Origin of the sequence: Nostoc sp. (assembly GCF_036917375.1) — a bacterium.
GTDB lineage: Bacteria > Cyanobacteriota > Cyanobacteriia > Cyanobacteriales > Nostocaceae > Nostoc.
Map to the genome: position 1 here is coordinate 22,255 of NZ_JBALDN010000042.1, position 13,260 is coordinate 35,514.

Consider the following 13,260-nt stretch of genomic DNA (forward strand, 5'->3'; position numbering starts at 1 on the left):
TTTAATGTGAATAGGCAACGTTCATTTATCGGTTTTATCGTCGCTGGGGCGATCGCACTGCTAGTAATGGCGATCGCAGGCTTTTACTGGTTTTTCGCTAAAAGTCCGGCTGGCCTCATTGCTTCTAGCTCTGGGCCTGGTGCAGCCATATTCGTGTCGAAACTTTCCCCTGCAATGGTTTCATTATTGACGAATCCTGACCGTTTGCAGGCGTTGGAGCGCGAAGAAGAATTATCTAAACTCAAAACCAGTTTATTCGCCAAGAGTGGCATAGATTACAAACAAGACATTCAACCCTGGTTAGGGGACGAAATTACATTAGCGATCGCAACCTTAGATATCGATCGCGATCCAGAAAACGGACAACAGCCAGGGTATTTGTTGGCACTAGCAACCAAGCAACCGGAGAAAAGCCGCGAGTTTGTCGAATTGCTGTTTTCTAAACGAGCTTTAGCTGGTGCAAACTTAGCTGTTGAACAATATAAAGGTGTAAAACTGATTTCTGACAATTCCCAGCCAGAACAAGATTTGCTTGCTGGTGCTGTTGTCGGTGAAAGCTTCGTCTTATTTGCCAACGATCCGAAAGTACTAAAAGATGCTATCAATAACGTCCAAGCGCCCGATCTGAATTTGACTAGCTCACCCGAATACCAAAAAGCTACCAAAGAAAGGCTCAAAGGGGGATTAGCTGTAGCTTTCTTGAATCTTCCCATCGTGGCAAAATGGCAAGGCTTAGAGTTACCAGAACAACTTTATAACAGCCAAATTATATCCTTGGTGTTAAATCCTAAAGGATTACTGGCAGAAACCAGTATTTTGACTTCATCGGAAATTGTCCCTCCATCTGCACCACTATCTAAACCTGTGGGAGCATTGCAATATGTTCCAGCATCCGCAGGTTTAGCAATTTCCGGCTCGAATTTGAGTAATTTGGCTGACAGTGACTTAGCCAAACTCTGGAGACAAGCCACAGCTACCATATATGGTTCTGGGGAAGATGTGGTTTCTCGGTTAGCAAAACCTTTGGCAGATGTTCAAAAACGCTGGGGTATAAACTTACCAGAGGATATTTTTAGCTGGGTACAAGGAGAATATGCCATAGCATTGTTACCTGATAAAGAGCAAACAACCCCACATTGGATTTTTGTGGTAGAAAAACCCGAGAGTGTAGAAAAAGGTGTTGCTCGATTAGATGCGATCGCCTCATCTAACGGACTCAGCATCAATACCCTGAATATAGACAAGCAAAAAATCTCCGCTTGGACAGAGTTAACCACAGCTACAAAAAAAAGTGATATTAAAGAAGGAGCATCTTTCAGCATTGAAACAAAAGTGCGGGGATTGCACACAACTTTCGGAAATTACGAAGTTTTCGCATCTGACTTGGAAACGATCAATGAAATTCTCACAACTAAGGATCATTCCATAATTGACAATCCCAATTTCAAAGATAGTATCGCTGCAATTCCTCTACCAAACCAAGGTTATGTATATCTCGACTGGACAAAGAGCCAGAATTTGTTAGAGCGTCAAGTACCGATTCTCAAACTAGTGGAAGTCTTAGGTAAACCATTTTTTAACAACCTGCGATCGCTCACAGTTAGTAGTTATGGAACTGACACGCGATCGATCAAAGGTGGCGTTTTCTTCAAACTCCATAATTCGTGAAATTTTCATAGAAGCTGAAAGTACAGAATGTAAAAAATTCTTTTATCTTCTGTGCTTTTTTGCCTCATGATATTTACTTAAATTTTATGTAGCATTTCCTAATCAATGGTTTGATTGCCAAAATGCTCCACTATCAACGAGCGCGATTTAATGCTGCTGTCTAGATCGAGAAACAACCTAGCAATTCGCTGTTTACTTTCCAAAACATTAACTGTGGCACATTTGAATGTGGCACAACCAACTGAAATTTCACTGGAATTTTTTCACTAGAATATGTATATATCATCACTAATTTAAAAGCCTGTTGGAGGGCTACTATGAAATACTGTTGCCCCCGACTTCAGTTTCGCGGCGGTTGGCTGTTAGCTATACTTACCGCCATCACCGCTACCCCTGCGATAGCACAGACAGCAAACTTTGCCAATTTGAATTTATCAACAAACTTTGATTCGTCCCAAGGAACAGTGCAGGGGTTTACAGGTGGTTCTTACTCATTGTCTGCCATAAGTAACCGCGATCGCGATCAAAAAGCCTGTATTGGCTTTGCCGATCCCAAACCCGATCACATTATGGTTTTGGAAAAGGACTTTCCCCAGCTAACAATCCAAGTTGATAGCAACAACAATGACACCACTTTGCTAATCCAAGGCCCGGATAAAACTACGATTCGTTGCGGCGATGACACTGGTAAAAGTAAAGATGCTAGCGTTAGCGATCGCAACTGGAAAAAGGGCACTTATCGGATTTGGGTAGGTACATTTAACCCTGGAGTCAAGTGGGATTATACTCTGAAAGTGGAACAGCAATGAATTAAAGAGTGGGGAGTGAGTGGGAAGCAGGGGGAAAACTCCTCTCCTCTGCACCCTTCCCCCTGCCCCTCTGCCTCTTATACCCAATCCCCCATTCCCAATTTTTAGGTGTAACACCTGAGAGGATAATATGGGAGAGTAGCTTGTTGTGCTTTCCGAGGGTGCTATCTCGTGCTATCTATACTGCGTGCTGACTTTCGTATCATATTTGAACGTGACCCAGCTGCCCGTAACTGGTTGGAAGTTTTATTTTGTTACCCTGGTTTGCAAGCCCTGTTATTCCATAGGCTGGCTCACTGGCTGTATAGTGTTGGTCTTCCCTTTATTCCGCGCCTGATTTCTCACTTGGCTCGGTTTTTGACTGGAATTGAAATTCATCCTGGTGCAACAATTGGGCAAAGTGTATTTATTGACCACGGGATGGGTGTAGTAATTGGTGAAACTGCGATCGTGGGAGACTATGCTCTAATTTATCAAGGTGTCACCCTTGGGGGTACTGGTAAAGAATGTGGCAAGCGCCATCCTACTGTGGGTGAAAATGTTGTAGTCGGGGCTGGAGCGAAGGTACTGGGCAATATCCAAATTGGCAATAATGTCCGTATTGGTGCTGGTTCTGTTGTTTTAAGAGATGTGCCTTCAGACTGTACTGTGGTAGGTGTGCCTGGGCGCATTATGTATCGTTCTGGAGTTCGGGTTTCTCCTCTTGAACACAATAACTTACCAGATTCAGAAGCTCAAGTAATTCGTGCTTTAGTAGACCGGATTGAAGCGTTGGAAGAACAAATACAAACTCTTCAGCGCACCAATTCTTCAGAAAAAACTCCTGTTTTAGTAGGTGGTTTAGCAACGAAAGAGGATGAGCTAACTCACGATACTCGCTGGTGCAACCTCAAAGATAAGACTATCCAGGAATTTCTAGATGGGGCTGGCATTTAAAAAAGTGAGAAGTTAAGAGTGAGGAGTGAAGAATAAAAATCATAAATGCAGGTTTGCAGTTTCCAACTCCTAACTCCTGTAGAGACGCAATTAATCGCGTCTCTATTCCAATATTTAAAATATTTAAGGATTAATCGCTTGGCTAGACCACTCTTGTTGGTTATCACGGTGGTAAAGACATCGATTTTGTGGTTCGCCGCGTAATTCTAAATGATCTACCTGCACCGGATCGAGTAGCAGTAAACAAAAATTAGGCACTGGCTGCACGGGTTCGGGTGATGGTGGTGCAAAAGCTTCTGGGTTTTCAACTCTGAGTTTTCCAGGATGCGGCCAAGCAAACTGTAAACGCGCCGCATCACTTAATTCTTGCCACATTGCAATCCTTGCTGGCTGTAAATCCCGGTCAGAATCATCACCGCTTACTAGGGTTAAACAGCCAGTGATGCGAAATTGTTCTCGTGTATTGGGGAAGTACCAGCAAACTTCTGCCCAAGGTTGTTGCTGTATCTGATCGGCTTTGGCGCTACGGTTATCGGTAATAAATTTTAGCTGGTTTGTATCTTCCAGAAAGCCACGAAAGACTAGGGTACGATTAGCAGGGCGACCATTCGCTTGTACCGTTGCTAGTTGCAGGTAACGGGCATAAACAAGGCTGCGGTTGCGATGGAGTGCATGAGCGATCGCACCTCGCCAAGGAGCAAGAGACATATCAATTAAAAATTAAAAATTAAAAAAGTCAGATTAAATCTGGGTTTTCAGGTTTGGGTCTGTCGTCTTATTTTAGACAATTGGTACAACACTAAGTAAATAATTTTGCAATCGTCTCTGTGTCTTTGCGTGAATATTATCCTCAATTCAACGCAGAATATACAGTATGTTGTATAAATTTGCAGATGAGCTATGGCAGAAATTCAAGTGGGAATTGAAGGGGAAGGCGCACCAGCCGCAGCCGAGGCTTTGCTAGAAATTCCTGGAATATCGGGAAGCTATGAAGTTCCGACGCAGAGAGAGGGAACTTTGGCGGCGATCGCTACTATTATTGGCATTGTGGGTGGTGTTGCGACTTTAGCTGAACAAATTCGCAAATGGTATCAAGAATGGCATAAATCTCATCCAGGGAAGCAATTTGATGTGGTAATTCTTGACCCTGATACTGGAAACAGGATTTTACTCGAAGAAGCTACCATAGAGGAAATCACGGAAATCCTCAAATCTCTCAGCAAATAAAGTGCAAACTATCCGCATTCAACTTCGGGAAAGTACGCAGGAAACAGTTGAACTCAGGTATTGGCTACCTCAAAAAAATCACTATGAATCACGTCGCCTGAAATTGGCAGAAATCGCTGATTTCCTCAAGCAAGGTGAACGAGATTACTATAAACTGCTGCCCAATTTACCAGGAATCGGGCAGCAGTTATTTTTTTGGTTGGATGGGGATGGACGGTGGTTGAGTCGGGGAATTGCTAACTGTCGCGGTGAGGGGTTGGTAATTGCCATTGATACCGATCAAAAATTGGCACATCTACCTTGGGAAGTGCTGCATGATGGTGAGGATTTTTTGGTGAAGCGGGTTAATCCAGTGGTGTTACCTCTGCGCTGGATTGAAAAAGAAACGGAACCGTTTTCTGTGGAAGCACGACAATTGCGAGTATTGTTTATGGCAACCGACCCGGAAGATTTGCAACCAAAGTTAGAGTTTGAACAGGAAGAGGCGAGAATTCTGGCTGATACGCGAGATTTTGCTGTTGATTTGCGGGTGGAAGAAAGCGGTTGCGTTAGCGAGTTGGGTAAGGTGTGGAGTCGCTATTTTAATGACTTTGATGTGTTTCACCTCACAGGACACGCGTCAATTAAAGATGAAGCACCTTACACGCCTTACTTTATTACTGAGACGGAAATCGGGGAACGCCACGAAACCACAGCCGCAGAACTCGCCGAAGTCTTCCGGTTTCGCTTTCCCAAATTGGTGTTTTTATCTGGGTGTCGGACTGGACAAGCAGCAGATAAAGGCGCTGTCCCTTCAATGGCTGAGGCGCTAATTGAACAAGGGGCGAGGGCGGTTTTAAGTTGGGGGCGGCCTGTGGAAGATCGGACAGCTACAGCCGCCGCCGCCCACCTATACGGCGAATTGGCAGCCGGATATCAATTAGCCCAAGCACTCGCTACCACCTACCAGCAGTTGTTTCAACAGAATGTGCGTGACTGGCATTTGTTGCGGTTATATGTCCAGGGAGAATGTCCCGGTGCGTTGGTGGAAGTGTTGAGAGATTTGCCACTCTCAGCGCCGGAACCTGCATACCAACAGTTTTTAGATCCCGATACCCAACAGGTGCGGGTGGCGAAACCCTCTGAGTTTGTTGGCAGACGGCGGACTTTGCAACGTTGTCTCAAAGCTATTCGCACTTCATTAGGGGTACTAATTCACGGACTGGGGGGTGTGGGTAAGAGTACTGTGACGGCGCGACTTCTGGAAAGGATGGTTGGCTATCACAGGCTGGTGAACTTTCGGCAACTGGATGAGGACAAACTGCTCAAAACCCTTGCTGAACAATGTACCTCGGAACGAGGGCATGAAATTCTCAATGGCAAGTTACCGTTGATGCAGCGCCTCACCAAGTTTTTCATAGAAGGACTGAATACCAAAGAACAGCGCTTTGCCTTTGTGCTGGATGACTTTGAGGCTAATTTGGATTTACGAAATGGGGTTTATGTCTTGCAACCACAAGTTGTGGATGTACTGCTGGCGTTGCTGAAGGCGATGCAAAATTCCCAACTTCCCCACAAGGTAATTATTACCTGTCGCTACAATTTCACTTTGTCGGAACTGAATCATCGTCTGTACCGCGAACCTCTGGGTGCTCTGGGTGGGGCAGATTTAATTAAAAAGTATAATCGTCTGGATTCGTTTAATGGCAGTTGGCAATTTCAGCCAGATTTGCCGGAACGTGCCAAAAAAGCAGCAGATGGAAATCCTCGGCTGTTGGAATGGTTAGATCAGATTTTGCAAAATTCCCCGAAGTCGCCGGAAGCGGAGAGGGGAGTTGAGATGATTCTGCAAAAGATGGCTGATAAGGAAAAGGAATTTCGTGAGGATATTTTGGCACAGGAATTGCTGAAGCAGCAAACTCCAGCTTTGCGTCTTATGCTGGGGAAGTTGTTGGTGTATGAGTTACCTGTTCCTCTAGCTGCTATTGACCCGATTTGTGAGGATATCTCAAGTTGGGAAAGTCATAAGCAACGCGCTGAAATTTTGGGTTTGTTGGAAGTTACCCTCACCAACAACACAGAGAGGTTGTATCGTGTTCCCCGGATTTTGTCACCGTTGCTAGAGTTTCCAGAAAACCCCAAGGGTGAAGAGTTGTATAAACAAGCTGCACAAATTTTGTATCGGCTGTGGAGGGAAGAGGCGGAAGGTGGCACGGAAGCACAAAAGTTAGAAATTCATCGCTTGGCGTTGTTGGGGAAGGATGAAGAAATTGCTGGGAAAATAGGTAATTCATTGGCGGAACACTTGCGGAATCAAAGTCGATTTCGGGAAGCAATACATCTATGCAAATCAACTTTAGAAATTACCAAAAACCATAGTGTTCTTAAAGAAATTGCTTATTGTGAACGCCAAATGGGTGAGATTGATCGAGCATTAAACTATTATCAACAAGCTTTGAATCTTTGTCCCGCAGAAGACGAAGCAGAATTAGCTTCAATTTATAATCATTTTGGGATGCTGAAAGCCAACAAAGGGGATGTGGATGAAGCGATCGCACTCTACAATCAGTCTTTGAAAATAACTGAACGCATTGGTAATTTCCAAGGGAAAGCGTTGACGTTGCACTGTCTGGGAAATATCTACGCTAATAAAGGGGAATGGGACAAAGCGATCGCACTCTACAATCAGTCTTTGGAAATAACTGAACGCATTGGTAATTTCCAAGGCAAAGCGGTGACGTTGCACTGTCTGGGAAATATCTACGCTAATAAAGGAGAATGGGACAAAGCGATCGCACTATTGAATCAGTCTTTGGAAATAAAAGAATGCATTGGAAATGTCCAAGGTAAAGCGGCGACGTTGCACCAACTGGCAGGTATCTACGCCAACAAAGGGGATGTGGATGAAGCGATCGCACTATTGAATCAGTCTTTGGAAATAGAAGAATGCATTGGAAATGTCCAAGGTAAAGCGGTGACATTGCACGAACTGGGAGTGATCTACGGCAACAAAGGGGAAGTAGATAAAGCTATCGCACTCTACAATCAAGTCCTTGAAATTGATGAACGCATTGGTTATGTCCAAGGCAAAGCGGCGACGTTGCACCAACTGGCAGGTATCTACGCCAACAAAGGGGATGTGGATGAAGCGATCGCACTCTACAATCAGTCTTTGAAAATAAAAGAACGCATTGGTTATGTCCAAGGCAAAGCGGCGACGTTGCACGAACTGGGATATATCTACGCCGACAAAGGGGAAGTGGATAAAGCGATCGCACTTTTCAATCAATCTTTGGAAATAGAAGAACGCATTGGTAATGTCCAAGGCAAAGCGGCGACGTTGAACCAATTAGGACTTATCTACGCCAACAAAGGGGAAGTGGAGCAAGCGATGGCACTCTACAATCAGTCTTTGGAAATAAGTGAACGCATTGGAGATGTGAAAACTAAAGCGGCGACGTTGCACAAACTGGGAATGCTCTACGCCGACAAAGGAGAAGTGGATCAAGCGATCGCACTTTTCAATCAGTCTTTGGAAATAGAAGAAGGCATTGGTAATGTCCAAGGCAAAGCGGTGACGTTGCACTGTCTGGGAAGTATCTACGCCAAAAAAGGGGAAGTGGAGGAAGCGATCGCACTTTTCAATCAGTCTTTAGAAATTGATGAACGCACTGGTCATGTCCAAGGCAAAGCAATGACTCTGCGGAGGTTAGGAGATTTGGCAGAACAGCAGGGTGAATACACTAAAGCGATATTCTATTTGCAACCAGCTTTAGAGATTTTGGAGCGATTGAAGTCACCGGATGCTGAAGGTGTGAGTGCAAGTCTTGATAGGATAATTCGTAATTCGTAATTACAGCACCAAAAGATTTTTTATCTCACGCAAAGGCGCAAGGACACAAAGAAGAACGCGAGAGTGTTTTCTAAATAAATGAAAATTGCTGTAATGAGTCTTTAATACTCGTAGACGAGTCTTTTATACTCGCGCAAGAGTTTTTGATACTCGTGGACGAGTCTTTGATATTCGTGGACGAGTCTTTTATACTCGTGAATGAGTCTTTGAACTCCGTTAATGAACCTCAGAGCTTCGTTCGTGAACCTTTAAGCTTCGTTGATGAACCTCGGAGCTTCATTTGTGAACTTTAGAGCTTCGTTAATGAACCTCAGAGCTTCGTTCGTGAACCTTTAAGCTTCGTTTGTGAACCTTTGAGCTTCATTTGTGAACCTCGGAGCTTCATTCGTGAACCTCGCAATGTTGTTCCATTAAGGCAAGAGACGCGATAAATCGCGTCTTCGTGATTATGGGATTTATTTCATTAATGAATTTTGATAGCAATTCAGGACAGAGAATCAGGATTTATGCCAAGCGATCGCTAACGATAAAAATATTTAAATGTTTGGACTCTACAACAAATCTCAATGTGTCGCGGTGTCCAGATCCCCGACTTCTTTAAAAAGTCGGGGATCTTTTGCTCATTGGGTATTAGTTTTCCACTTGTTTGAGTTTTTGAAAAATTTCATCAAGTGGTGACTCAGATTCATCAGGACAAAATTCTAAAGCAAGTCGAACTTTTCCTTTTTTCCATCCCAAAGTACTAAATTGCAAAACTTCACAAGTTAAGCCTTGGGTATATAAATTTACTTCGTCTGTTTCTTCTGCTCCAACATATTCTTTAATTGCTGTAATCAAATCACGGACTTTAAAAGTTTTGGCAATATTTAACTTATTAAAAGTGTCCGGCTCTATAGACACAACTTCATCATGGTTTAGTATCTCGAATCCATCTTCCATAAAAATCTCCTGTCAATAAATCTATATTTTCTAGAGATATAACAGTTCATCCGAAATAAAATGATAATTTAGTCATTGGTTATTGGTCATTAGAGGGTGTTTGAAAAGTGGTTGGCTGTGATTTGAGGCACTAACTGATCCCCCCTAACCCCCCTTAAAAAAGGGGGGAACCGGAATCAAAGTCCCCCTTTTTTAAGGGGGATTTAGGGGGATCTAGAACGTTTTGTTACCGAGAAGAAAACTTTTCAAACATCCTCTTAGTCCTTGGTTATTATCGTAATAATTTGTGTATTGCACAAAGGGGCGAAGAAAAACTCTTCACCCCTCTGCGTTTCAACTTAAATACTTAACTCACCATAGTTTTACGCGGGATTTTACTAAGTCCTGAGTTATGAGTAAAAATAAAGTACTCAATACTCAGTACTGTCTTAGTGAGGTTCTTAAAAAAACCAACCGTAAGAATGCAAACCTTTACCCAAAAGATTCACACCAAGATAGCAAACCCAAACCACAAGCAAGCCAGTGGAGGCTAAAATTGCGGGACTGCGCCCTTGCCAACCGCGAGTAATTCTGGCGTGAAGGTAGGCGGCGAACACTAACCAGGTGATTAATGCCCAAGTTTCTTTCGGGTCCCAACTCCAGTAGGAACCCCAGGCTTCGTTAGCCCAAACGCCACCGGCAATGATGCCAATTGTCAGCAGGGGAAATCCTAATCCAATGATGCGATAGCTGATGTTGTCGAGGGTTTCGGCAAGGCTAAGGCGCTGGGGTGAAAGAGGTTCAGCAGATGCAACGGCTGGAGATTCAGGGGTGGTTACTAAATTCAAAACAGCAGTGTTACCATTGCCGTTGCCGTTGCTACTAGTTTCAAAACGGGCAAAACCGTTATTTTCGATAGAGGGGGCTGGTGGTTGAGAAATTAGTTCAGATGCTTTGTGCAAGCGGTAGCCGTTGCTGCGATAGCCACCAGTACCGACGGAACTACCTTGTAGTTGAATATTTTGACCGCGAGTGACAATTAAGAAAGCGATCGCTAATAACGAACCCACCATCAAAGCAGAATAACTCAACATCATGACGCTGACATGCATCATCAGCCAATTTGACTTCAAGGCAGGTACTAGGGGTTCTGACGCTTGCATCTGGGATGGTAGTGTCATAGTAGCAAAAGCAGTAATAGCCATTGCCACCGGAGCTGTTGCAACTCCTACTAAGCGGCTACGGCTACTATTTTCAGCAATTAGATGGACGGCGGTAATTCCCCAAGTTAAGAAAAACAGGGATTCATAGAGATTACTTAAGGGAAAGTAACCAGCTTCAATCCATCGTGCCCCTAATAGAGTAGCAATGCCCAAATTTGCGATCGCCATTCCAGCTGTCCCCAAAGCGGCTAGATAAGGCAGATTCGGAAAAGCCGCTCCTCCCCAATACACCAGCATTGTCAGGAATAATATGGCAAAGGACGCATTGTCCAGCCAGTTCTGGAGTACAACCAAATTCATAAAGTCTTCTCTCCGTGGATAATTTAAAATATCGATTCTGACTGTTTTGATCCTATATGTTTAGAGGGGAATCGGGAATGGGGGATTGGGGATTGGGAAAGGGGTAAGGGGAAAAGGGTAAGGGGAAAAGGGGAAAGATTAAATTTATTCCTTTTCCCTTTAACCTTTAACCTTTTACCCTGCTCCCTACTCCCCATTCCCTATTTAACAGAATTACTCTTACTCCCCTCTGGACTAGGCAATGTAGTCGCGTTAGTAACTTTTTTAAGTTCGATAAAAATATCGTAACGGTTACTGCGATTGTCGCTGACAGCAGATGTCATCCCAATTGTGCGCGTTGCATCTAGCAAAGTTTGTTGATTGGGAATTAAAGTTGGTAAAGGGAAATTTTTCACAGTTCGTTCCACATCCAGGAAAAATTGACCGTTTGTCGGATTGGGTTCTGTAGGAACTGTTTGTTGAAAGGGAAGAGTACCAGCTAGTGTGTAGTTAGGTTTGGGAACAATTTTATCCGCGATCGGAGCGCCCACTATCAAAAAAGCGACATCTCCATCTAACCAACCGTGGGTAGCAGTTAACGTGCCATAAGGTGATACCCAGTTAACAACAGATTGACCTGCGACTTTCCCAGGTTGCACTTGGAACTGGTATTGATTTTTCATCACTTCATCCAGCTTACTGATGGATGCTTCAGCTGATTTGCGTAGGCTTTGCCCGCTGTAGTCATCGTTTGTCTGTACCATGAACAGCAAACCCGCACGAAAATCATTTGGTGAACCTTCTTTTGGAGTAGCAGGAATTACTGATAACGAAAACTCCCCTTTCATCCAACTAAGCAAATCCTTCTCTAAATCGAGATCGGTAAGAGATTTTATCCCACCTCTAATCTGTTCTGGTGCAATGGGTGATAAAGGATTTCCCTGAGATGTTAAAACATAGTCTCTCCACAACTTCTGTAAGTTACCGCCAGTAAGCATCATTAAGGTTTCCGCTGGTATGCGGCTTTGCATTTTCCCAGCTTTGTTTTCCACCACCAGCACACGTTGACTATTAGGATTTAACCAAGAAACGCCCTTGAAGCGGATTCCTTCTGACTCTAAAGTTATTGTCCCTGCTAAACCTTGGTTGTTTTGCAGTTGAGCCAAAACTTGAGCAGGTAAAGGACGGTTTGGAGAAACTGCGGCTATTTTTGCTGCTGTTGGCACATTTACATAAAACTGGGCAAAGGGTTGGTAGTTGGCAATTTTCGGGAAATTCTCAGTAAAGCCTCCTGTTGTGGCTAGAGATGTTTTATTTTTATAAGCATCGATCGCTCGTTCTGTGGCTTTGGGACTATCAGTTATGACTAAAAAACGCCCATCTAGTAATGCAGCTGAGAAGTTTTGCGCTGTTTGTCCCTCACTTTGTTTGATGGTAATCCCTTGATAAATACGGTCAATCCATTTGCCTTGTTTAAGGGTTTTAGGTTGTGCCAAAATGTTTTTGGCGATTTCTGAATTTTTTACTGGCAATACCATTACCATCGACTGCTGATCGCTAGCAGCATCTTCATTGGTGGTCACTGGTTTGGGTGCAGGTTTATTTCCTGTAGTTGGGGCAAGAATTGCGATCGTCACCTCATCGCCTACCCAAGGAGCGATATCTTTCTGGAAGTCGTAACCATTATTAGTCAGAAAGCGATCGCGTAACTGGACTAAATTTTTGTCCAGTTCTGTCTGGGTTTCTTTTGTCCCAAACTGCCGCAATTTCTGCCACTGTTGGGGATCTGTTGTTAAGGAAACTGCAAACAGGGCATCACCAGGAATAATATTTGCACCTACTAGCAAATTGCTAGAAGATATTTGTCTCTGAGCTAACAACCAGTATGCTACACTCCCCACACCAATCAATAATCCAGCAGCCGAGAGCGTCAGCACCAGAGACGGTTTCTTCTTTTTCTTCATCTGAACAGACACAAGAGGCGGTGCCATTGAAACCTGTACCTCATATTTCCAAACTCATTACTTACTAAATTGGTTAAGTCAACCAAAAAGTTTCTTGCGATCTAAGGTAGTTAATTTCATAAATTTTTCCACCATAGACATTGATGATATTTCCGTAATCAACCTTCTCTACTGTTTCAAAGCGGTGTTTTAGTGGTTAGTTACCTTTTTTAACACGCTTTGTTGAATTTCGCAGGACACTTCCTTTAAAGGGCTGTCTTTTTCGGAAAGTCTCCGAAAGTTAACATCCTTCATTTCAAGCACTTTGAGGATATAACTAACTTGAAAAAGCTGCAAGTAATTTGTAACCCAGACTACCTTCTATTTATAGAGCTTCCATCTGTGGTATTGACTCCATCTAAGCA

At 43.6% G+C, this 13,260-nt stretch carries 9 protein-coding genes; 5 read left to right on the forward strand and 4 right to left on the reverse strand.

The features are described 5' to 3' along the window. Window positions 1–6: 6 nt before the first annotated feature. From V7K45_RS10555 to cysE, 3 genes are all read left to right on the forward strand, one after another. On the forward strand, window positions 7–1,668 hold the full coding sequence (locus V7K45_RS10555; protein WP_335003074.1) for a DUF3352 domain-containing protein: 1,662 nt from the start codon (window positions 7–9) through the stop codon (window positions 1,666–1,668). Between the two features lie 317 nt (window positions 1,669–1,985). Beyond that, entirely contained in the window at window positions 1,986–2,477 is a 492-nt protein-coding gene (locus V7K45_RS10560; RefSeq protein ID WP_335003076.1) for a hypothetical protein, read from the forward strand. 171 nt (window positions 2,478–2,648) lie between these two features. Continuing rightward, complete coding sequence (gene cysE / locus V7K45_RS10565; RefSeq protein ID WP_334897725.1) at window positions 2,649–3,413, forward strand: serine O-acetyltransferase; 765 nt, start codon at window positions 2,649–2,651, stop codon at window positions 3,411–3,413. 123 nt (window positions 3,414–3,536) lie between these two features. On the opposite strand, the gene V7K45_RS10570 is transcribed toward cysE, so the two are convergent. Next, a complete protein-coding gene (locus V7K45_RS10570) occupies window positions 3,537–4,121 on the reverse strand; it encodes an Npun_F5749 family FMN-dependent PPOX-type flavoprotein (protein WP_335003079.1) in 585 nt (194 codons plus the stop codon). 192 nt (window positions 4,122–4,313) lie between these two features. Between V7K45_RS10570 and V7K45_RS10575 the strand changes: the two genes are divergently transcribed. Further along, window positions 4,314–4,640, forward strand: a complete 327-nt coding sequence (locus V7K45_RS10575; RefSeq protein WP_335003081.1) for a hypothetical protein — start codon at window positions 4,314–4,316, stop codon at window positions 4,638–4,640. A 1-nt stretch (window position 4,641) separates the two neighbouring features. Beyond that, on the forward strand, window positions 4,642–8,472 hold the full coding sequence (locus tag V7K45_RS10580) for a tetratricopeptide repeat protein (RefSeq protein ID WP_335003083.1): 3,831 nt from the start codon (window positions 4,642–4,644) through the stop codon (window positions 8,470–8,472). 630 nt (window positions 8,473–9,102) lie between these two features. Here V7K45_RS10580 and V7K45_RS10585 read toward each other — a convergent pair. The 3 genes from V7K45_RS10585 to V7K45_RS10595 form a co-directional block, all read right to left on the reverse strand. Then, complete coding sequence (locus tag V7K45_RS10585; RefSeq protein ID WP_335003085.1) at window positions 9,103–9,411, reverse strand: KGK domain-containing protein; 309 nt, start codon at window positions 9,409–9,411, stop codon at window positions 9,103–9,105. A gap of 440 nt (window positions 9,412–9,851) precedes the next feature. Beyond that, window positions 9,852–10,913, reverse strand: coding sequence for a c-type cytochrome biogenesis protein CcsB (gene ccsB, locus V7K45_RS10590; protein WP_335003087.1), 1,062 nt, complete (start codon window positions 10,911–10,913; stop codon window positions 9,852–9,854). A 200-nt stretch (window positions 10,914–11,113) separates the two neighbouring features. Continuing rightward, on the reverse strand, window positions 11,114–12,883 hold the full coding sequence (locus V7K45_RS10595) for a DUF3352 domain-containing protein (RefSeq protein ID WP_335003089.1): 1,770 nt from the start codon (window positions 12,881–12,883) through the stop codon (window positions 11,114–11,116). Window positions 12,884–13,260: the final 377 nt, after the last annotated feature.